This is a genomic window from Rhizobium sp. SRDI969, assembly GCF_025152725.1.
Classification (GTDB): Bacteria; Pseudomonadota; Alphaproteobacteria; order Rhizobiales; family Rhizobiaceae; genus Rhizobium; species Rhizobium leguminosarum_I.
Map to the genome: position 1 here is coordinate 4,362,365 of NZ_CP104035.1, position 22,085 is coordinate 4,384,449.

The 22,085-nt window shown below is 61.0% G+C and carries 18 protein-coding genes and 1 riboswitch; of the genes, 5 read left to right on the forward strand and 13 right to left on the reverse strand.

Annotated features, from left to right (window positions below; all coding sequences use genetic code 11):
- Window positions 1-31 precede the first annotated feature (31 nt).
- Window positions 32-1,054, reverse strand: coding sequence for an aldose epimerase family protein (locus N2A41_RS21600; protein WP_170262919.1), 1,023 nt, complete (start codon window positions 1,052-1,054; stop codon window positions 32-34).
- A gap of 226 nt (window positions 1,055-1,280) precedes the next feature.
- A complete protein-coding gene (metA, locus tag N2A41_RS21605; RefSeq protein ID WP_162115046.1) occupies window positions 1,281-2,204 on the reverse strand; it encodes a homoserine O-acetyltransferase MetA in 924 nt (307 codons plus the stop codon).
- Between the two features lie 47 nt (window positions 2,205-2,251).
- A riboswitch (SAM riboswitch) is annotated at window positions 2,252-2,329 on the reverse strand.
- A 114-nt stretch (window positions 2,330-2,443) separates the two neighbouring features.
- Here metA and N2A41_RS21610 point away from each other — a divergent pair.
- Complete coding sequence (locus N2A41_RS21610; protein WP_260109680.1) at window positions 2,444-4,336, forward strand: ABC transporter ATP-binding protein/permease; 1,893 nt, start codon at window positions 2,444-2,446, stop codon at window positions 4,334-4,336.
- Between the two features lie 119 nt (window positions 4,337-4,455).
- Here N2A41_RS21610 and N2A41_RS21615 read toward each other — a convergent pair whose 3' ends face one another.
- From N2A41_RS21615 to N2A41_RS21630, 4 genes are all read right to left on the reverse strand, one after another.
- Window positions 4,456-5,085: a hypothetical protein gene (locus N2A41_RS21615; RefSeq protein WP_260109681.1), complete on the reverse strand. Its 630-nt coding sequence runs from the start codon at window positions 5,083-5,085 to the stop codon at window positions 4,456-4,458.
- 114 nt (window positions 5,086-5,199) lie between these two features.
- Window positions 5,200-7,020, reverse strand: coding sequence for an ABC-F family ATP-binding cassette domain-containing protein (locus tag N2A41_RS21620; RefSeq protein ID WP_260109682.1), 1,821 nt, complete (start codon window positions 7,018-7,020; stop codon window positions 5,200-5,202).
- Window positions 7,021-7,023: 3 nt separating this feature from the next.
- Window positions 7,024-7,680, reverse strand: a complete 657-nt coding sequence (locus N2A41_RS21625; RefSeq protein WP_260109683.1) for a thiamine diphosphokinase — start codon at window positions 7,678-7,680, stop codon at window positions 7,024-7,026.
- A gap of 57 nt (window positions 7,681-7,737) precedes the next feature.
- On the reverse strand, window positions 7,738-8,265 hold the full coding sequence (locus N2A41_RS21630) for a MarR family winged helix-turn-helix transcriptional regulator (RefSeq protein ID WP_026154349.1): 528 nt from the start codon (window positions 8,263-8,265) through the stop codon (window positions 7,738-7,740).
- A 116-nt stretch (window positions 8,266-8,381) separates the two neighbouring features.
- Here N2A41_RS21630 and N2A41_RS21635 point away from each other — a divergent pair, with 116 nt between their 5' ends.
- On the forward strand, window positions 8,382-9,914 hold the full coding sequence (locus N2A41_RS21635; protein WP_260109684.1) for an MDR family MFS transporter: 1,533 nt from the start codon (window positions 8,382-8,384) through the stop codon (window positions 9,912-9,914).
- A gap of 390 nt (window positions 9,915-10,304) precedes the next feature.
- Entirely contained in the window at window positions 10,305-11,849 is a 1,545-nt protein-coding gene (locus N2A41_RS21640) for a M48 family metalloprotease (RefSeq protein WP_260109685.1), read from the forward strand.
- A 50-nt stretch (window positions 11,850-11,899) separates the two neighbouring features.
- Here the strand turns inward: N2A41_RS21640 and N2A41_RS21645 are convergent, their stop codons facing one another.
- From N2A41_RS21645 to N2A41_RS21665, 5 genes are all read right to left on the reverse strand, one after another.
- Window positions 11,900-12,763 (reverse strand): RNA polymerase factor sigma-32, encoded by an 864-nt coding sequence (locus N2A41_RS21645; RefSeq protein ID WP_012759432.1) that lies wholly within the window; start codon window positions 12,761-12,763, stop codon window positions 11,900-11,902.
- 377 nt (window positions 12,764-13,140) lie between these two features.
- Entirely contained in the window at window positions 13,141-13,713 is a 573-nt protein-coding gene (locus N2A41_RS21650) for a CarD family transcriptional regulator (protein ID WP_003543775.1), read from the reverse strand.
- Window positions 13,714-14,106: 393 nt separating this feature from the next.
- On the reverse strand, window positions 14,107-14,445 hold the full coding sequence (fdxA, locus tag N2A41_RS21655; RefSeq protein ID WP_260109686.1) for a ferredoxin FdxA: 339 nt from the start codon (window positions 14,443-14,445) through the stop codon (window positions 14,107-14,109).
- A 194-nt stretch (window positions 14,446-14,639) separates the two neighbouring features.
- The gene (locus N2A41_RS21660; protein WP_260109687.1) at window positions 14,640-15,044 is read right to left on the reverse strand and encodes an RNA-binding S4 domain-containing protein; all 405 of its coding nucleotides are present in this window, start codon (window positions 15,042-15,044) and stop codon (window positions 14,640-14,642) included.
- 2 nt (window positions 15,045-15,046) lie between these two features.
- Window positions 15,047-18,328: a helicase-related protein gene (locus N2A41_RS21665; protein WP_260109688.1), complete on the reverse strand. Its 3,282-nt coding sequence runs from the start codon at window positions 18,326-18,328 to the stop codon at window positions 15,047-15,049.
- Window positions 18,329-19,135: 807 nt separating this feature from the next.
- Between N2A41_RS21665 and N2A41_RS21670 the strand changes: the two genes are divergently transcribed.
- A complete protein-coding gene (locus tag N2A41_RS21670; RefSeq protein ID WP_017962528.1) occupies window positions 19,136-19,291 on the forward strand; it encodes a DUF3309 family protein in 156 nt (51 codons plus the stop codon).
- A gap of 27 nt (window positions 19,292-19,318) precedes the next feature.
- Window positions 19,319-19,573, forward strand: a complete 255-nt coding sequence (locus tag N2A41_RS21675; RefSeq protein WP_018071981.1) for a YMGG-like glycine zipper-containing protein — start codon at window positions 19,319-19,321, stop codon at window positions 19,571-19,573.
- Window positions 19,574-19,986: 413 nt separating this feature from the next.
- Here the strand turns inward: N2A41_RS21675 and N2A41_RS21680 are convergent, their stop codons facing one another.
- Both N2A41_RS21680 and N2A41_RS21685 read right to left on the reverse strand, forming a co-directional pair.
- A complete protein-coding gene (locus N2A41_RS21680; RefSeq protein WP_017962530.1) occupies window positions 19,987-20,712 on the reverse strand; it encodes a beta-ketoacyl-ACP reductase in 726 nt (241 codons plus the stop codon).
- 71 nt (window positions 20,713-20,783) lie between these two features.
- Window positions 20,784-21,965: an acetyl-CoA C-acetyltransferase gene (locus N2A41_RS21685; RefSeq protein WP_170262926.1), complete on the reverse strand. Its 1,182-nt coding sequence runs from the start codon at window positions 21,963-21,965 to the stop codon at window positions 20,784-20,786.
- Window positions 21,966-22,085 lie beyond the last annotated feature (120 nt).

Consider the following 22,085-nt stretch of genomic DNA (forward strand, 5'->3'; position numbering starts at 1 on the left):
GCGTTTAGAAACGCGCGGCGCTGGAGGATGCTCAGTTCTTGGTGAAGATATAATCCGTCTCCTGGCGCAGCACTTCGCCGGGGCGCAGCACTGCATTCGGAAAACCTTGGTGATTGATGGCATCCGGCCAGACCTGCGTCTCCAGGCAGAAGCCGGCGAACGGGCCGTATTTGCGCCCGCCGATGCCGGGAGCCGCGACATCGAGCTTGAAGCCGGCATAGAACTGCACGCCTGGCTCCGTGCTGCGCACTTCCAGCGACACACCGGAATAAAGGCTGCGGGCAAGCGCGACGCTCCGCTTGGCGGTACGCTCGCCCGACAGGCAGAAATTATGGTCGTAAAACGCTTGTTCACTGCCGACGAAACGCTTCATCGGCGCCATCTCGCGGAAATCGAATTCCGTGCCCTCGACGGGACGGATCTCACCGGTCGGCACCTGCTTTTCATCGGTCGGCAGATAATGATCGGCGGCTATCATGATGTCATGGCCAAGCGCATCTTCGCGGCCGTCGAGGTTGAAATAGGCGTGCTGGCAGACATTGGCGAGCGTCGGCTGGTCGCTGGTCGATTCGTAGATGATCGACAGTTCACCGTTGCCATGCACCCAGAAAGTCGCCTGGATGGTGCAATTGCCGGGATAGCCGGCGCGGCCATCCGGATCGACGATCTTCAGCACCACGCGGTCGACGTCATGCTCGACGATCGTCCAGTTGCGTTTGGCGATATTGTCGCTGCCGCCATGCAGATGCGTGACGCCGTTTTCATTCGGCTCGAGGTGATAGTCCTTGCCGTCAAGCGTGAACCTGCCGCCGCCGACGCGGTTGGCGCAGCGGCCTGGCGTTGCGCCGAAGTAGGACGAATAGAGCGGGTAGCTGTCGAAATCGTCGAAGCCGAGCTGCAGCGGCGCGTCATGTCCCTCGAGGCGCAGATCCTGGATGACCGCACCCCAGCTGATAATCTTGGCCGTCAGCCCGCCGCCTTTGATCTCGACCCGATAGACGGTCTCGCCCGCCTTCGTTCGCCCGAAAACGTCCCGCTCCAACTTATCCGACATGATCGACCGTCCATTCTATCTCTGCTGCAAATTCCTCAATTCGGAACCGATTTGAGGAATTTGCAGCGATTCAACATGTGCATTGCACGTCCAACGAAGACGCGCGGTTCTGTAGGCTTCAGGACAGGAACCTGCCCGCATTTGCTTCGATCCGCAACCGATGGATCGGAAAGAAAAGCCGCAGCATCGAGGCAGTGGCATCGGCTCGCGGCGCGATCGGCAACGGTCAGAGATCCGTGCCGATCTCTTCCACATCAAAGGGCGTCGTCTGATAGATTTCGTTGATCCAGTTGCCGAACAGGAGATGCGCATGGCTGCGCCAGCGGTTCTGCGGCGCAAGCGCCGGATCGTTATGGGGGAAGTAATTGTGTGGCATCTTGATCGGCACGCCGGCGTTGACGTCGCGGAAATATTCGTCGGAAAGCGAGGTGGAATCATATTCGACATGGTTGAACATGTAGAGCCGCCGGCCCCGCTTCTCGTGCACGAGGCACACGCCCATCTCGGCTGATTCCATCAGGATCTCCAGACTTTCGGATTTTTCGATATCGGCGCGGCGCACTTCGGTCCAGCGCGACACCGGCACTTCGAAATTGTCGGAAAAGCCGTTGAGATAGATCGAGGAAGGTTTCAGGTTCCGATGGCGGTAGACGCCGAAGGCCTTCTCTTTCAGCTCGTATTTCGGAACGCCGTGAAAATGATAGATCGCCGCCATCGCGCCCCAGCAGACGTTCATCGTCGAATGGACATTCGTTTCCGTCCAGTCGAGAATCTCCTGCATCTCCGCCCAATAGGTGACGTCCTCATACGGCAAAAGCTCGATCGGCGCCCCGGTGATGATGAAGCCGTCGAACTTGCGGTGCTTTACCTCCTCCCAGGTCTGGTAGAAGGCAAGCAGATGGTCCTCGGACGTATTCTTCGCCTTGTGGCCGCCGATGCGGATGAGCGACAGCTCCACCTGCAGCGGCGAGGCGCCGACCAGGCGGGCCATCTGCAGCTCGGTCTTGATCTTGTTCGGCATGAGGTTGAGCAGTCCGATCTGCAACGGCCGAATATCCTGACGGATCGCCAACGTCTCGGTCATCACCCGCACGCCCTCCTGAACCAGGGTTTCGAAGGCGGGCAGCGTATCGGGGATCTTGATAGGCATTGCGGTCACTCGATCAAAAACAAAAACCGGCGGCGACAAAAATCGCTACCGGTCCGCACGCGGCCCTTTAGCGACTTTTTTAACGTGGCTGCAAGCCGGCCGGCCAAATCACCACGGAGGCCTTAATTAGACCCAGTCGAATTGCGAATCAACTGGCGAATGCATGCAGGAGAGACTCATGCAAGCATCATCACACTTTAATGACTGATAGAATCTGTTGATAGACCGGTAACGCCACCATGTTATTAATGGGAGCATGGGCGGTGTGGAAAAGCGTAATGGCAGATAAAATCGAGAGGGGGCCGGGCATCCGAAGGCAGGATAGGGTAGGGTATGATCTCAGCCTGACATATCGCCTCGGCGTCATGTTCTCAGCATTCTGGAATTCGGAAGTGCGTGGCAAGGTGCTGTTTCTGGCGACGGTGCTGATCCTCGTCATACTGGCGACATCCTATGGCCAGGTGATTTTGAACGAGTGGAATGCTCCCTTCTATGATTCGCTGGAGCGCCGCGACCTCGGCGAATTCTTCCACCAGCTCGAAATCTTCGCGATGATCGCCGGCACACTGCTGCTGCTCAACGTGCTGCAGGCCTGGCTGAACCAGATGACGGCGCTCTATATGCGCGAAGGCTTGTCGCGCGATCTCGTCGACCAGTGGCTGAAGCGCAAGCGGGCGCTGCGGCTCGCTTCCAGCGGCCTGATCGGCGTCAATCCGGACCAGCGTCTGCATGAGGATTCCCGCAACCTCGCCGAAAGCACGACAGGGCTGGTTCTCGGCCTGCTGCAGTCGACCATTCTCCTGGTGAGCTTCATCGGCGTGCTCTGGGAGCTTTCGAGCGGCTTCATCTTCCGCATCAGCGGCCACAGCTTCTCCATTCCGGGCTACATGGTCTGGGCGGCGATTTTCTATGCCGCTTCCGCCTCGGTGCTCAGCCAGGTCGTCGGCCGCAAGCTGGTGAAGCTCAATGCCGATCGTTTTTCGAAAGAGGCCGAGCTTCGCTTCACGCTGATGCACGCCAACGAAAACATGCCGGCAATCACCGTTGCCCGCGGCGAGGAAAACGAGCGCCGGCGCATCAACACCGATATCAGCTCGGTGCTGAGGGTCGTCAAGCGGCTCGCCATGGCCAATACCAATCTTACCTGGGTTTCGGCCGGCTACGGCTGGCTGGTGATCGTCATCCCGATCATCGTTGCCGCCCCCGCCTATTTCTCCGGCGGCCTCACCCTCGGCCAGCTGATGATGTCCGTCGGCGCCTTCAATCAGGTCAACACGGCGCTGCGCTGGTACGTTGCCAATTTCGGCCCGATCGCCGAATGGCGTGCCACGCTGATGCGCGTCACCGATTTCCGCCAGGCGCTGGTCGAGATGGAAGAGGACTTCAACCTGAAGAACAGCATTGCCTATGAAAATGCCGCGCCCGGCACGCTGACGCTGAAGGATGTGGTGATCGTCGCGAAGATCGGCGAAGACATCGATGAATGCGGCGGTTTCCGCCTGCTTGAAACCGATGTCGTGATCAAGGCCGGCGACAAGATCATGATCAACGGCGATCACAGCGTCAACCGCAAGCTGCTGTTCCAGGCCATGGCCGGCCTCTGGCCGTGCGGCAGCGGCACGATGGGCCTGCCGCCGATCGACGATATGGTGTTCGTTCCGCAGGTTGCCTACGTTCCCGGCGGTTCGCTGCGCGAGGCGTTGGCCTTTCCCGAAAGCCCGGAGAAATACGAGAACGCGGCCATCGAGGCGGCCCTCGAAAAGGCCGGCCTGCATTCGCTGGTCGCAAGGCTCGATACCCGTGCCCGCTGGGACAAGCTGCTCGACAGCGACGAACAGAAGGCGATTGGCTTTGCGCGCCTGCTGCTCGTGCGCCCCCGCTGGATCATCTTCGAGGAAGTCCTGGAAGGCATGGAGCCGGAATGGCAGGAAACAATGGCCAAACTGCTCACCTCCATGCCTGAAAGCAGCATGATCTATATCGGCCGCTCCGAGGCTTATCTCGAGGCACTGAAGCCGCGCGTGCTGCATCTGCAGGCGCTGCCGTCAAAATCCGAGGAATCGCCGCCTGTCGTCCAAGCCGGCGCCAGCGCCAGTGCCGGCACAGCCGCCGTCCCCGCGCCGGCGCTGTAAAACGCCGCTGCTACCGGCGCTGCAGCGCCCTTTGCCCGTCTGAAAAGACGTGCGGCACCAGGGAATCTAGCGATTCGGTCTAACGGCGATGCGTAAAACAAAGATGCGCTGCGCATCCGTCACATCGGCGGCATGACGCCGTTGAGGCCGACGGCGATCCGGCTGGCGGAGATGCTGCCGTCCGCCGCCTTCTCGCCAGTGACGACAACGCCGGCGCCAGGCTTCAGATCATCCTTGGACGCAGGCGCCAACGTCACGATCGGTGTCCCATCGGCAATCGAGATAGTCTTTTCCCTACCCTGATAGGTCAGCGTGATTATGTGACCGTCGACAGATTTCACGGCATGGCTGACAGTCGCGTTGGTCATCTGGCTGTTCGGCTGCGCATCCCAGGGACGGTTGCCCTCGCCCGTTCCCTTCATCGACGCCGGAAAGATCAGCACCTCGATTGCTCCATCAGGGCCAGGGCCCTTCGGAAGCGAGGCGACACCGACGAAATCGCCGGGCTTGATATCCTCGACCGAAGCTTGTCTGATGCCGCCGACCTTCCAGCCGGCTTTCAGCGCGACCGTCGCATCGCTGCCCTCGCGCGTCTTGACGACGAGCGTATCGCCGCCGAGGCTTTCGATTGCGCCGCGAACGCGAATGCGCTGGGCGTCTTGCCCCTGTGCGGCTTGCGACAGGGCAAGCGCGACGAGGCCGCCGGCCGCAAGTGCTGTGAGAAAACGGGAATGGGGCTTGCGAGACATATGACTTTTCCTTGTCGCCATTACGATCGGCAATATCCCCGGCTGCCGGACGGCACCTTATGCCGCAGGACGACACACCGACGAATCAAGGAAAAGTGAGCCGCGAGAGCAGGTTCAGCCTTCCAATTCTTCCCGCAGCATTTCGAGCTCCAGCCACTCCTCTTCCATCTTTGTCAGGCTGGCGCGCAGTTTTTCCATCTCGCGGGCAAGGCGATTGAAGGCTGCGGGATCGCGCGTGAAAAGATTAGGATCTGCCATCACCTGTTCGCGCTTGGCGATTTCGGCTTCGGCCTTCGCCATCTCCTTCGGCAGGTTTTCCAACGCGAATTTCTGCTTGAAGGACAGCTTGGCCTTCGAGCTCCCGGCGGAAGGCGCTGCCTCCTGCGTCTTCGGCTTCTCCGCCGCCTTCTCGGCTCTCTTACGCTCATCGAGCGCGCCCTTGCGCTGTAAAAGCATATCCGAATAGCCGCCGGCATATTCGATCCAGCGACCATCCGGCGCATCCGGCACGGCGGGTGCAATCGTCGAGGTCACGGTGCGGTCGAGGAAATCGCGGTCGTGGCTGACGAGAATGACAGTGCCGGGAAAGCCGGCGACAATCTCCTGCAGGAGATCGAGCGTTTCGATATCGAGATCGTTGGTCGGTTCGTCGAGGATCAAAAGGTTTGTCGGGCGCGAAAGGATGCGCGCCAGCATCAGCCGGGCGCGTTCGCCGCCGGAGAGGTTTCTGATCGGCGTACGCGCCTGTTCCGGCTGGAACAAAAATTCCTTCATGTAGCCGGTGACATGGCGCTGCTCGCCGTTGACGAGCAGGTTTTCGCCGCGCCCATCCGTCAGATAGTTGGCAAGCGTATCCTCGGGGTCGAGATCCTCGCGTTTCTGGTCGAGCGTCGCGATCTCCAGATTGGTGCCGAGCTTGACGATGCCGCTATCCGGCGAAAGCTGCCCGGTCAGCATCTTCAGCAGCGTCGTCTTGCCGGCGCCGTTCGGCCCGACGAGACCAATGCAGTCGCCGCGATGCACGCGGATCGAAAACGACGTGACGATTGCCCGCTCGCCGAAGCTCTTGGTGATCTTGTCGGCTTCGATCACCAGCTTGCCGGATTCCTGCGCGTCCGAAACCGTCGCCTGCACCGTGCCCTGCGGCCCCTTGTGGCCGCGATAGTTCGAGCGCATCGTCTGCAGCTCGCCGAGACGGCGCATGTTGCGCTTGCGCCGCGCCGTGACGCCATAGCGCAGCCAGTGCTCCTCGCGCTCGATCGACTTGCCGAGCTTGTGCTGCTCCAGCTCCTCGGCCTCCAGCACCTGGTCGCGCCATGCTTCGAAATGTGCAAAGCCGCGGTCGAGCCGGCGCGAGGTGCCGCGGTCGAGCCAGACGGTTGCCGTTGAGACCTTTTCGAGGAAACGCCGGTCGTGCGAGATCAGCACCAAGGCGCTGCGGGTCTTTTGCAGCTCGCCTTCCAGCCATTCGATGGTCGGCAGGTCGAGATGGTTGGTCGGCTCGTCGAGCAGGAGAATGTCCGGCTCCGGTGCCATAACCCGGGCAAGGGCTGCGCGCCGCGATTCGCCACCGGACAGCATTCTGGGGTCTTCGTCGCCGCTCAGCCCGAGATGCGACAGCAGATAGGTGACACGATAGGGGTCATCGCCCGGCCCGAGGCCGGCCTCGGCATAGGCCTGCACCGTATTGAAGCCGGCAAAATCCGGCGCTTGTTCGAGATAACGCACCGTCGAGGACGGATGGCGGAAGACCTCGCCGGACTGCGCCTCGACCAGGCCGGCGGCAATCTTCAGCAGCGTCGATTTTCCCGAGCCGTTACGGCCGACGAGACAGATCTTGTCACCGGGCTCGATCTGCAGGCCAGCACCCGCCAGAAGCGGTGCACCGCCGAAGCTCAGGAAGATATCGTCGAGTTTCAGAATGGGAGGGGCCAAAAATCAGACTCCGGAAAGATCATAGGGCCGGGCGAGCACGATCGCCCGGCCGCTGCGGAGCGAAAAGCGAACCTTGCCTTCCGCAACATTGGAAATCGTGCGTGACGAGCCGAAAGGCAGATGGAAATCCACCAGCGGATAACGCGCATTCTCGATGGAAAGCCCCCTCAACTCGCTGAATCCGGGCACGGAAAACAGGCTGCCTTTGGGAAGGTCCAGTTCGATCGTATCGGCAACCAGCGGCACTGCCTCTTCCTTGCCCGAGGTCAGCAGCAGGTCGAAACCCTCTTCCGCCAGGCTGACGGCCGACAGCAGATGCTGAAGCGCGTGGTCGGAACGTTCACCACCGAGCGCACCGGCGAGGATCAGCCGCCGAGCGCCGCGCGCGATGGCTTCCGCCACTGCGATTTCACCGTCCGTCGCCGCCTTCGCTGCCGGATAAGGCTGTTTCGGCACATTAGGAAATGCATCGGCGAGATCGGCCGGCGTCGAATCGAAATCACCGACCCAGAGCTCCGGCGTAATACCGAGGGCTGCCGCATGCCGCATGCCGCCATCGGCCGCAATGAAGCGGCTGTCTTCGATGGCATGGCGCAGGCGTTCCGTCAGGCTGAGTTCGCCGCCAAGGAGAATGGTGAAGGTGGATTGGCTCATGGGCATTGCCCATAGCGCAAACGAGGGGTCGAGGGGAAGGGCCGGCGAACGACGGCGTCTGCCTCAGCCCGGCGTATCCTTGTCGCGCGACAGGAAGACCGCCTCGTAACCGCCGATGAAGCGCTCGAAAAGCGCTGCGAAGCGCTCGACATCTTCCTGCGGCCAGTCGGAAACGATCTCGGAAATGATCGCAAGTTTCTGCGCGACGATCTCGGCAAGCAGGTCCTGGCCGACCTCGGTCATGACGACGACGATCCGCCGCGCATCGGCCTGCGAGGCCTCGCGGCGCAGCACATTGCGCCCAACCATGTCGGCCACCACCCGGCTTGCCCGTGACGGATCGATGCGCAGCATCTCCGCGATCATGCCGACGGTGACCTCGCCGGCAGGCTGCGCCTTGCGCACGGCATCGAGCACGTCGAGATGCGAAAGCTCAAGGCCCGGTGCAGCACTCTGGATCGCCAGCCGGCCGATCAGCCGCCGCCCGGTCATCAGCCGCATGCGCGCCATGCTCCGGCCGATACGCGGCACATTTTCACGATCCGGCTCGGCCGGCTCCGCAGAAAGGGTCTTGGTCAGGATTTCGCTCATCACAGGACTATAACAGAGCCGATTCAAAAATTGAATATGCCGATGTCATTAATGTGCCATTGACAACTATATGCTGTTAGCACATAAAAGCACATCAACCCGGAACGATGCCTTCCATGGACATGCAACTCGCGCCTGCGCCGCTCGTGACGGATCCTCGCCGACGGCTTATTCTCTTCTTCTTCCTGATGACGGCCATGTTCATGGCGACGCTCGATAATCAGATCGTCTCCACGGCTCTGCCGACGATCGTCGGCGAATTCGGCCATCTCGAGCGCTTCGGCTGGATCGGCTCGGCCTATCTCCTGTCGCTGAGCGCCGTCATGCCGGTCTATGGCAAGCTTGGCGATCTGTTCGGCCGCAAATACGTGATGATGACGGCGATCATGATCTTCACCGTCGGATCGACAGTCTGCGGCCTGGCGGTCTCGATGGACACGCTGATCGCCGCCCGCGTGCTGCAAGGCCTTGGCGGCGGCGGCATCATGGTGTCGATCTTCGCCGTCAACGCCGACCTGTTCGAGCCGCGCGAACGGGCTCGCTACCAAAGCTATTCCAGCCTCGTGCTGATGGCATCGGGCGCAATCGGCCCCGTGCTCGGCGGCACGATGAGCGATCTCTTCGGCTGGCGCTCGATCTTCCTCGTCAACGTGCCGATCGGCTTCGTCGTGCTCATCGGCCTTGCCTTCATGCTGCCGTACCGCAAACCGCATCGCCGCCCCAAGATCGATTATGCCGGTGCCCTCCTGCTTGCCATGACGACGACAAGCATCGTGCTTGCCACCGACAGCAGCGAATTGTTCGGCGCGTTGATCTCGCCTGAGAGTATCGGCATCGTCGCCTTCGGCGTCGTCTGCGCCGTCACCTGGGTGTTCGTCGAGCGTCGCGCGCCGGAACCGATCGTTCCCCTGCAGCTGTTTCGCAATTCGACCTTCAGCCTGCTCCTGGTGATCTCGATCATGGGCGGCGCCATCGCCATCGGCATGGTCAATTATCTCGCCCTCTTCCTGCAGACCACGACCGGCCTTTCGCCGTCTGCCGCCGGCCTGCTCTTCATCCTCCTGACCGGCGGCCTCGTCTGCGGGTCGCTTTCCGCAGGCCGCATCATCTCGATAACGGGGCGCTACAAGCCCTTCGCTATCGCAAGCCTCATCTGCAGCGCCACCGCCTTTGCGCTGATGTCGCAGATCCACGCCGGAACGCCGATCGCCTTCATCGGCGCGATCATGATGCTGCATGGCATCGGCATCGGCCTTGCCCAGCAGGTTCCCATTATCGGCGTACAGAATGCAGCACCCGTCCGCGACGTCGGCGCCGCCACCGGCTCGGTGACGCTGTCGCGCATGGGCGGCGCCTCGATCGCCATTTCCATCTACGGCGCCATCATCGCCTCTGAGCTCGGCAAGATCGGCGTCTCCATTCCCGGCGTCGCCGATATCAAGCAGCTGACGCCGAAAATGATGGCCGCCCTTCCCGAAGCGAGCCGCCAGGCCGTCGCCGAGACCTATGCCGCCGCTTTCTCGCCGCTGTTCATGACCTCCTGCGCCATTGCGCTGATCGGCCTTGCCGCCGCCATCATGCTGAAGCCTGTGCAACTGTCCCGCGCCGGCGAGACGACGAAGCAACCGGCGGCGGAAGCTGCGGAATAGTCGAATCACGACGGCGAGAGAATGCTTCATCGGAAGGCATTCCTTCTCGATGAATTATCGTGGGTTGCAATTTTCTCGCAGGACTGTTGCTATCGGCCCGGTTGCTTCAATCGGGCCCGTTCTTTTTCCGCGCCGTCGACGAATCTCCGCGTTGTGACGGAACTTTCGCCATAATTTCATCCGAGCGAAGGGAGGCCCTCATGCCTGAGGCTTGCCAAAATGCAACGGCGCCACATTTATACAGAGTCTCGCTATGCAACCGATGCGTAAATCAGCTACAGCAAGGACTTGTATCGGCCGATTGTGCAGTGCGAGATCAGGGGTGCGTCCCTGTTGAATTCCCTTTGCCATGGTCGGTCCGAATCTGCGGCAAACCGGCAAAACAGCGACATGATGCGGAGAAACAGCCTGGACAGCTTGACGACGTGGAAATCGCCCGCGCTTTCCAGTGATGCCATCTCCGCGCCGCAGCGTTTCGCCCGTCGCCTGATGTTGTTTTCGGCCGTCGCAATGGCGCTGAATGGCTGCCAAACGCTGATCGACCAATCCTATCAGCCGAGTGTTTCGCCTTCTTCCAATCCGCAGATCGTCGACGAGGTGCAGAAGAACGATCCGCGCGCGGCGATGGGCGCTCGTGAGCATCCGCGCATCGTATCAAGCTACGGCGGCGAATATAAGGACGCCAAAACCGAGCGCCTCGTCGCCCGCATCGCCGGCGCCCTGACGGCGGTGTCGGAAAATCCGAGCCAGTCCTACCGCATCACCATCCTGAATTCGCCGGCGATCAACGCCTTTGCGTTGCCGGGCGGTTATCTCTACGTCACCCGCGGCCTGCTCGCCCTTGCCAACGATGCCTCGGAAGTCGCCGCCGTGCTGTCGCACGAAATGGGCCACGTGACCGCAAACCACGGCATCGAGCGGCAGAAGCGCGAAGAGGCTGAGGTCATCGCCAGCCGTGTCGTCGCCGAAGTCCTTTCCAGCGACATCGCCGGCAAGCAGGCGCTTGCCCGCGGCAAGCTGCGGCTCGCCGCCTTCTCCCGCCAGCAGGAGCTGCAGGCCGATGTCATTGGTGTGCGCATGCTCGGCGAAGCGGGCTACGACCCCTATGCCGCTGCCCGTTTCCTCGATTCGATGGCCGCTTACAGTCGCTTCATGTCGGTTGATCCCGAAGCCGACCAGAGCCTCGACTTCCTGTCGAGCCATCCGAATTCGGCGCAACGCATAGAGCTTGCCCGCACCCACGCCCGCGCCTTCGGCCAGGAAGGGGCGGTCGGCGACAAGGGCCGTAATTATTATCTCGACGGCATAGATGGACTGCTCTACGGCGACAGCCCCGAAGAAGGTTATGTGCGCGGCCAGACCTTCCTGCATGGCGGCCTCGGCATCCGTTTCGACGTGCCGCCGGATTTTCACATCGACAACAAGGTCGAGGCGGTGATGGCCACCGGCCCGAACGACATCGCCGTCCGCTTCGACGGCGTCGCCGACAATCAGAACCAGAGCCTCACCAACTATATCTCCAGCGGCTGGGTGACCGGCCTCGATCCGTCGACCATCCAGCCGATCACCATCAACGGCATGGAAGCAGCCGCCGCGCGCGCCAGCGCCGACCGCTGGGATTTCGATGTCACCGTGATCCGCAACAATTCGCAGATCTTCCGTTTCCTGACCGCCGTGCCGAAAGGCAGCGACGCCCTTGAGCCAACGGCCAGTGTCTTGCGCGCGAGTTTCCGCCGCATGACGCCGGCAGAGGCAGCCTCGCTGAAGCCGCTGCGCATTCGCGTCGTCACCGTCCGGCCGGGTGAGAATATCTCGACGCTCGCCGCCCGCATGATGGGCACGGACCGCAAGCTCGATCTCTTCAAGCTCATCAACGCCCTGCCCACGGGTGCAGCCGTTTCTACAGGCGATCGCGTCAAGATCATCGCCGAATAAAAAGGCCCGGCTTGCGCCGGGCCAGTCTGTGCTGCTGGAGGGGATAGGCTTCAGGCGTAGGCCGCCATATGCGGATCGGCGCTGACGAGCGCGCTGCGAAGCTTCTCCATCGCCCGGCTTTCGATCTGACGCACACGTTCCTTGGAAATACCGAGATCGGCGCCAAGTTCTTCAAGCGTGGCACCGTCCTCCGCCAGACGCCGGGCGCTGATGATCTTCATCTCGCGTTCGTTGAGATGTTTCAGCGCCGAGGCTAGCCAGACGCGGCGGCGCTCGCCGTCGATCATGTTGGACACCTGCTCGTCCGGCAGGGGATCGTCGCTGACGAGGAAGTCCATCTTCTCCGCACTCTCGGCATCGCCGGAGACCGAAGGCGCCTGCAGCGAAGCGTCGTTGCCGGAAAGCCTGGCATCCATCGTTTGCACATCGGAGAGGCTGACGCCGAGGGCCGCGGCGATTTCCTGGTGAATGGATTGCAGCGTCAGCTGGGTGTCACCCTTGGCGAGCTTGGCGCGAAGACGGCGCAGATTGAAGAACAGCGCCTTCTGCGCCGAACTCGTACCGCCGCGCACGATCGACCAGTTGCGCAGAATATAGTCCTGGATCGAAGCCCTGATCCACCAGCTTGCATAAGTCGAAAAGCGCACGTCGCGCTCCGGCTCGAAGCGAGCGGCGGCTTCCAGCAGGCCAACATAGCCCTCCTGCACCAGATCGCTCATCGGCAGGCCGAAATTGCGGAATTTGCCGGCCATGGATATGACGAGGCGCATATGGGCCATGGCGATCTGGTTGCGCGCGCCGCGGTCGTCGTGATCCTTCCAACGGGTGGCGAGATCGTGCTCTTCCTGACGGGCGAGATAAGGGGCGGCCATCGCGATTTTGATCATGCGCCGATCTGCAGACATGTTCTTCATTTCGATCTCCCGAAACAGGCCTCTCGCCCTGAAATGAACAATAAAACTCATCTTCCGGAACATCGCTGTCCGGATTGAATGGTGTTCTGAATGCATAAAAGCCTCGCCCCTGGACTTTTCAGGGGGAGGCCCTATTTCTCATCATATGCCGGTAAGACGGCTGGGCTGGACCTGTTTCTTCACCTTGCCGGATTGGCAATATAGAAAAGGCATGATCCGCTCCTCATCGAACATTGACGGAATAGCAGTTCGCTCGCTGAGGCATTGCCCGACGAGCAGTCCGCAATTACGTATGCTAAACGCGGCAGTCGGAAAAAAGTTCCAATAAAAAAACCCGGCGCGAAGGCCGGGTTTTTTGATGGAAAAACAGGGTCGCTTTATGCGGCTTCGTCCTGTGAATCGTCTTCTTCGATCGCCTTGCCCCGCTTCGGACCTTTGTTGAGATTGGTCTCGACGAGGCGGACGGCTTCTGTTTCCGACATCTTGTTGACGGCGGCGATTTCGCGCGCCATGCGATCGAGGGCAGCCTCATAAAGCTGGCGCTCGGAATAGGACTGCTCGGGCTGGTTCTCGGCACGATAGAGATCGCGCACGACTTCAGCGATGGAAATCAGGTCGCCGGAATTGATCTTCGCATCATATTCCTGGGCACGGCGGGACCACATGGTACGCTTGACGCGTGCCTTGCCCTGCACAACCTTCAAAGCACGCTCGACGAAATCCGTTTCCGAAAGCTTGCGCATACCGATGCTCATGGCCTTGGCGACGGGAACCTTCAGACGCATCTTGTCCTTCTCGAAATCGATAACGAAAAGTTCGAGCTTCATGCCGGCAACTTCTTGCTCTTCGATAGCGGTGATGGTACCGACGCCATGAGCGGGGTAGACAATCGATTCACCGGTCTTGAAGCCGTGACGTGCTGTAGAAGGCTTTTTCTGCTGAGTCGTCATTCTATTCAAAAACTCCCTGTTACGCTTCCGGCGGCGGCCGGAGCCGGGTCAGTCAGGCCCGGGTGAGACGGTAGTATCCGTCGGGTGACTTCACTCTGGTCCCATCGGGCAAAAGCAAAGACTTCTTGCGCTCGATCTTGGGACCCGGCGCTCAAAGCGTTGATATGTCACGGAAACCGTGTACGGATTTGTTTTGCTTTCGTGATGGTTTTGGGCATGCGTCATGCCACAAATGGAACAGTAGACGAAACCTATCATAAAAATATGAGGAAATCAATAATTTGCTTCGCTTGAGTCATGCGGGCAACACATGTCACCCATATGCCTCACGCAGCTTTTAAAACGTTTTTCCCGACGGTCGCCTGAATCCGGCGACCGAATGTAGGCGCTGTCTCAATCGCCGGAACCGGGCTTGTCGGAGAAAAACTTCTCGAATTTTCCGGTCTCGCCATCCATTTCCTTGGCCTCGGGCAACGGGTCCTTCTTGATCGTTATATTCGGCCAGATCGTGGCATATTCGGTGTTGATCTTCAGCCATTTGTCGAGGCCCGGCTCAGTATCGGGCTTGATCGCCTCGGCGGGACATTCCGGTTCGCAGACGCCGCAATCGATGCATTCGTCAGGATGGATGACGAGGAAATTCTCGCCTTCATAAAAGCAGTCGACAGGGCAGACTTCCACGCAGTCGGTGTATTTGCACTTGATGCAATTGTCGGTCACGACATAGGTCATGAAGAACTCCAGGATTTCCATGCGGATGGGGCCGGGCAACCTGGAACGTCGCGCCTATCCCCGTGCCGGAGGAAAAGCGTGAGCAGGCTTGGGAGGCAAGCACGCTTCCGGCAGGTTGTCAGTGACGTATCGGCTTTAGCGCCGGATTTCAAGGATAAACGATCTGCAAAAACCGCCGCCGCAGACAGAGTTTTCTAATCCTCGTCCGACATCAGCCTGTCGATTGCACGTCTTTCCTTTTTGGTCGGACGGCCGGCGCCGGTCGCCCGGATCGCCTGCTCGTAGAGCGTGAGACGTTTTGCCTCATCCGGTGACGGGGATTGGTCGTCGTAGAGTAGGCGCGCCTCCTCGTAAGGACCGCGCCGCTCGCCGGCAAGGCGCATGACGAGAACGACATCGCGCCGCTCCAGCGTCAGCTCGATACGGTCGCCCGGCTTGACCATCTGGCTCGGATGGCTGCAGCGCTCGCCGTTGATATGCACATGGCCCGATTGGATATGGCTCTGCGCCAGCGAGCGCGATTTCACCATGCGCGCGAAGAACAGCCACTTGTCGATGCGCTGGCGCGAACCGCTTGTCGGCTGTGTCTCCCCGCTCATGATTACTTCTTCATCTGCTCCTTGAGAGCTGCAAGCTTGGCGAAAGGCGAATCCGGATCGATCGGCTTCTCCTTGCGCGGTGGCTTGGCCTCGAAGCGCAGCGGCTGCGAGCCGCTACGATTGTTGTTGCGGTCGTTACGATCGTTACGCTCACCGCGATCCTTGCGATCGCCACGCTCCTGCCGGTCGCCACGCGGCTGATCGCCCCGTGGTTGGTTGTTGCGGTCGCCTCTTGCCTGCTGGGGCCGGCCGCCATCGCGACCTGCGCCGTCCTTGCCGCGGTTCTGGCGATTGTTGTCGCGGCCGTCGCCATTGCGATTGCCCTCGCCGCCTTCACCGCCGCCCGGCCGGCGACTGCGATCGCCGCGCTCCTGGCTTTGACCGCGCTGCTCGCCCTGGCCGCCACGGCGTTCGCCATGCCCGCCACGCGCCTGGCGCTGATTGTCGTTGCGACCGCCAAGACGCCACAGAAGAACCGGCTTCGGTTCCGCCGGCTCGCCGGCTTCCCCAGATGCAGGTACTGCTTCATCGGAAGCCGATACCGCTTCCGCAGGAGCGGAGGTTTCCCCGGCAGCAGAGGCTTCCGCAGGAGCGGATGTCTCGATCGGTTCGGCCGGAGCGGCGATTTCGACCCCTTCCGCCACGGGCGCCTCCGCGACTGCCGAAGCCGCCTCGGTTGCGGCGGGCTCGGCAGCAGTCTCTTCTGCCGCGCCGTCGGCATCGTCGTGGTCGGCCTTTTCGGCTGTTTCGGCCGTTTCTTCCGCGGGCGCTTGCGCGCTGGCGGCGGGCGCTGAGGCTGCATCCTGCGTCGCAAGATGTGCCGACGCTTCTTCCGCCTTCACGGCATCGGCGCGATAGCCGAGACCCTTGAGGATTTCTTCCATGTCCTCGAGTGTCGCACCGAGGATCGACAGCATCGCCGTCGTCGTCGTGAAGCGGCGGCCGTCATAGGCGCCCTCCGGACGGTTGTTCTGACCGGGCTTCCATTGCAGCAGCGGACGGATGATATCGGCAAGCCGTTCCAGGATGTCGATACGCACGGCACGCTTGCCGAGGAAACGGAAGCCGGCGAGCTTGTAGAACATCCGCTCGAAGCTCGGATCGGTGACGACGGAGGTGCGGCCGGCGGCAAGCACGGGAATGAGATCGCCGTAGCCCGGCTTGTCCAAACCGTCGTTCTTCAGCGCCCAGAGCAGCGTGATGAGTTCGGCCGGCGCCGGCTTCAGAAGTGCCGGAACGAAGATATGATAGGCGCCGAAACGCACGCCGTAGCGGCGCATGGAGGCGCGGGCTTCCTGGTCCAGCGACTTCACCTCCTCGGTCACGTCGCGGCGGAACAGCACCCCAAGATTCTCGACGAGCTGGAAGGCAAGCCCCTTGGCGAGGCCCTGCAGGTCCTCGGCGCGCGACAGGTCGTCGAGCGGCTTCAGCACCGTGCTGATATGATGATTGACGAAGCGCTCGATGCGCGCGGCAACGTGATCGCGGGCGTTGCCCGTCAGTTGCTCGTCGGCCAGCAGGATCACGCGCGGACGCATGATGTGATCGCTGCCCGAAAGCCGCGCCACCGGGTCGCCCAGCCAACGGATTAACCCATCCGAACCGATCACCAGATCGCTGTTGCCGGCGGCATGCATCCGGGCCGCCCGGGCTTCGAACTCGAGCCCGAGCGCCTTCTGCGACGCAGCCTGAACCGCCTTGGCATCCGGTCCGTCCGTTCCCGCCACCGGCGTGAAACGGAATCCGCTCAACTGCCCTACATGATGTCCTTCAACGAAGACATCGCCATTCACACTGATTTCAGCTTCCAGCATCGCATTCTCTCTCAGGCGCTTCATGAGCACAGATGTCCTGCGATCAACAAAGCGTTTCGTCAACCTTTCATGTAACGCGTCGGACAATCGATCTTCGATTTCCCGCGTCTTTTCCTGCCAGTGTGTCGGATCGGCAAGCCAACCGGGCCGATTCGAAACGTAGGTCCAGGTCCTTATCTGCGCGATTCGCGCCGAAAGCGTGTCAATTTCGCCATCTGTCCGATCGGAGCGATGAACCTGCTCCGCAAGAAACTGCTCGTTCACCGTGCCATAGCGGACGAGATCGGAAAAGAGGGTCGAGATAAGATCGGCATGTTGTGCTGGGGTGATACGCCGATAGTCGGGAAGCGCGCAAGCCTCCCAGAGTTTTTCGACGCGCGCGGGCCTGTCGGCGAGATCGATGACCTCGGGATAACGCGAAAGCTGCTCCAGTGCCTGCTGGTCGACCGCAGGCAGCGCCCGCGTCAGCCCCGGCACGCGCGGACCCACCTCAAGGCTGGCGCGCAGCGACGCGATTGAGGAGAAGTCCATCTCCGTCGTCCGCCACTGCAAAACCTTGACGTTGTCGAACTCGTGTCCTTCGATCCGCTGCACCAGTTCGTCGTCAAAAGGCGAGACCTGCCCGGTGACGCCGAAGGTCCCGTCTCGCACGTGCCGCCCGGCACGCCCGGCGACCTGGCCGAGTTCGCCCGGATTGAGATTGCGGAACTGGTAACCGTCGAATTTCCGGTCCTGGGCAAAGGCGACGTGATCGACATCGAGGTTGAGGCCCATGCCGATCGCATCGGTCGCCACCAGATATTCGACGTCGCCCGCCTGATAGAGCGCCACCTGCGCATTGCGGGTGCGCGGGCTGAGCGCGCCGAGCACGACTGCCGCGCCGCCGCGCTGCCGGCGAATGAGCTCGGCGATGGCATAGACCTCGTCGGCGGAGAAGGCGACGATGGCCGAGCGCTGCGGCAGTCGGGTGATCTTCTTCTGCCCGGCATAGAAAAGATGCGAAAGCCGCGGCCGCTCGACGATAGTGATGCCGGGCAGGAGCTGCTGCAGGATCGGCCGCATTGTCGCCGCGCCGAGCAACAGCGTTTCCTCGCGGCCGCGAAGATGCAGGATGCGGTCGGTGAAGATATGGCCACGCTCGAGATCGCCGGCGAGCTGCACCTCGTCGATCGCGACGAAGGCGGCCTTGGTCTCGCGCGGCATCGCTTCGACGGTGCAGACGGAAAAACGCGCATTGGGCGGCGAAATCTTTTCCTCGCCGGTGACCAGCGCCACATTCCGTACGCCGACCTTCTCCACCACCCGCGTATAGACCTCGCGCGCCAGCAGCCGGAGCGGCAGGCCGATCACGCCCGTCCCGTGCGCGACCATGCGCTCGATGGCATAATGGGTCTTGCCGGTATTGGTCGGCCCGAGCACCGCGGTCACACCGCGCCCACTCAGAATCATCGGCTGCGAAGTCAGAGTCATGGGTCCATGCAAATGAGGCGGGTGGCCCCAGGAAAATCTCGGCTCCTCGGTGGAAGCAGAGAACACATGGACAGCTGCCGCCGCAAACGCAAGGGCAGATTTCAAAATGCCTCGGGGATTACGACCTTTGCGAGTCGTGCGGAATGCCCGAATGTCCGATTCGGAACAGCGTGAGAACGAATCAGCGACGAATCGCTGACTCCCGCTGATTCAGCTTTTGTTCACGGCTAAGTATTGATTTTGAATCACTTTTTCCCACTAGATGCTGAATCATGAGACTCTCTCCCGTTTGCATTTTCGATGTCGCGGGTGACGATTCCCGCCCCGATGTTGAGCGGGCGAAAATCCGCCCGAAATTAACCTCTCGACCAAAGCCGGAACGAATCGGAGACGAATCGCTGACTCCGCCGTTTTCGCCTTTCGTTCACGACAATATCTGGTAGCGGCTTCAGGTCCGGGTGCTAGATGCGGATCGGCGGCAGATCCTTTCGCGCCGCCTCGTCGCATCGGCATCAATCTTTCAGGAGCCGGATTCAGATGGCGTTAAGTCAAGGCGGCCAATATCGCATTCCGATCAAACACGGAACGAATCGCTGACGAATCGGCGACATCGCGATTTTCCCGATTTGTTCACCGCAACATATTGTATTTACATGTCTTTTTAACCATAGTGGCAATTTCCGGAAATAACGCAACTTAAACCGTGAATCAGGCGCCGTCACATTTCCGGAGCTGAACCGGGAACAAAAATCGCCAATGTGTGTTTCTCGTCCATCCAAATTGCCGATGAGATGAAGGAAACACACCATGCTTGGCACAATACTTCTTATTATCCTCATTCTGCTCTTGATCGGAGCCCTGCCGAATTGGGGTTATAGCCGTGGCTGGGGCTATGGACCTTCCGGCGGTTTAGGGCTAGTTCTCGTGATTATCATTATCCTTGTACTAATGGGCCGCATCTAAAGCCCAACTAACCTGGGGAGTTACGACATGATGAAGAAGATTGTTCTTATTGGTGCCCTCGTCGGCGCCTTGGCATCCTGCACGGCGACCGAGCAAGGCACGGCGATCGGCGCCGGCACGGGCGCTGTTATCGGCGGTGTCGTCACCAACAGCTGGGGTGGTGCCGCTGTCGGCGCCGTTGCCGGCGGCCTGACCGGCGCACTCATCGGCCACTCGGTCGAACGCCGCGGCTACTGCGTCTACCGCGACCGCTATGGCCGCCGCTACGAGGCCCGCTGCTGATCGGCAAAAACATCTCGGACTCCCAACGGGCGCTTCGGCGCCCGTTTTTCTTTGGCTGCCGCATCCGTCAACGCGATGTTGACAATTGGTTGCGAAAGTCAAATCTACCGCCGCCAAACGGCCAGGTACATATTTCCTTTGCGAGCGCAACGGACAGGCAAAGCCGCCCGGCGCACCGGAAAGGAAACGTTTCCATGATTCACACTTTGCTGAATTCCCTCGTCGCCGTTCTCATCGCGTCGGCTTTCCTGGCGACCGCGATATCAGTCCTCAGCAGCGAAGATCGCTCGCTGCGCAAAGTGCCGGCCAGAGTTCGGCCACAGCGACGTCCATAAACAGAGATTGGCGCGTTCAGCCGGACGCGCCAATTGCTTTGAATCTGACCTCTAGTGTCGACTCCAAGACTGAAATGTCTAGGCGAAGAACTGTCCGCCATTGGCCGTCAGCGTCGAACCGGTGATGAAACCGGCATCGTCGGAGACGAGGAAGGTGACGCAGCGCGCGATCTCTTCCGGTTCGCCGAGACGGCCGACGGGGATCTGCGGAATGATGCGTTCGTTCAGCACCTTCTCCGGCACGGCAAGCACCATTTCCGTTCCGATGTAACCGGGGCAAATGGCGTTGACGGTGATGTTCTTGTTCGCCCCTTCCTGGGCCAGCGCCTTGGTGAAACCGAGATCGCCCGCCTTGGCCGCCGAATAGTTCACCTGGCCCATCTGGCCCTTCTGCCCGTTGATCGACGAGATATTGACGATACGGCCGAAGCTGCGGTCACGCATGCCGGTCCAGACCTGATGCGTCATGTTGAACAGGCCGGTGAGGTTGGTATTGATCACCTCGTGCCATTGCTGCTGCGTCATCTTGTGGAACATCGCGTCGCGGGTGATGCCGGCATTGTTGACGAGGATTTCGACCGGACCGATCTCGCTTTCGACCCTGGCAATTCCCTCGCCGCAGGCGAGGTAATCCGAAACATCCCATTTGAACACCGGAACGCCGGTAACGTCGTGGAAGGCTTTGGCCTTCTCGTCGTTGCCGGCATAGCTGGCAGCGACCCTGTATCCGGCATTTTTCAGTGCCATGGATATTGCCGCGCCGATGCCGCGTGTGCCCCCGGTGACCAAAGCCACTCTGCTCATGTTCCGCTCCCCTATTGTTTTTCGCCTCGCCGCTTGGCGGGATCTTCAATCAAACATGGATCGCATGCTATTTAAAGCGCTTCAAAGCACATGGCCACACCCATGCCACCGCCGATGCAAAGCGTGGCGAGACCTTTCTTCGCGCCACGGCGCTTCATTTCGAACAGCAGCGTGTTGAGAATGCGCGCGCCGGAGGCGCCGATCGGATGGCCGATCGCAATTGCCCCGCCATTGACGTTGACGATCGACGGATCCCACCCCAGATCCTTGGTGACGGCGCAGGCTTGCGCCGCGAAGGCCTCGTTGGCTTCGACGAGATCGAGATCGTTCACCGACCAGCCGGCCTTCTCGAGCGCCTTGCGCGAGGCCGGGATTGGTCCGGTGCCCATGATCTGCGGATCGACACCCGCCGTTGCCCAGGAAACGATGCGGGCGAGCGGCTGGATGCCGCGCCGGACCGCCTCCGCTTCGCTCATCAGCACCGCCGCAGCGGCACCATCGTTGAGGCCGGACGCGTTCGCGGCGGTGACCGTGCCGTCCTTGTCGAAAGCCGGGCGCAATTTCCCCATCGCCTCCAGCGTGGCGCCGTGACGGATATATTCGTCGGCATCGACCGTAACGTCGCCCTTACGTGTCTTGATGACGTAGGGGATGATCTCGTCGACAAAGCGACCGGCTTTCTGCGCTGCCTCCGCCTTGTTCTGGGAACTGACGGCGAACTGATCCTGGTCGTCGCGCGAAAGCTGCCACTGGCGCGCAACATTCTCAGCGGTGATGCCCATGTGGTAGCCATGGAAAGCGTCGGTCAAGCCGTCCTTGATCATCGTGTCGATCATCTTCATGTCGCCCATCTTGACGCCGCCGCGTAAGTGCGCGGCATGCGGCGCCATCGACATGGATTCCTGGCCGCCGGCAACGATGATCTTTGCGTCGCCGGTGGCGATCTGCTGCATGCCAAGCGCCACCGCGCGCAGGCCCGAGCCGCAGAGCTGATTGACGCCCCAAGCCGTCGCTTCCTTCGGAATGCCGGCCTTCATCGCCGCCTGGCGGGCCGGGTTCTGGCCCTCGCCGGCGGAAAGCACCTGGCCGAGTATCACCTCGTCCACCTCGCCGGGATCGACGCTGGCGCGTTCGAGAGCGCCCTTGACGACGGCCGCCCCGAGCTCATGCGCGAGGACTGTCGCGAAAGCGCCGTTGAAGGCGCCGACTGCTGTTCGCCCTGCACTGGCGATGACGATGGATGGATTGCTCATGGGGACGCTCCTCGTTTTCGTCTCACTTACATAAGTGGAAACTGGCAAAGCTTGGAGCACAAGTCAAACGCGAAGACCGGCCGCCGTCATTTTTAGGCAAAGCCCGTCAAAGCCCGATTC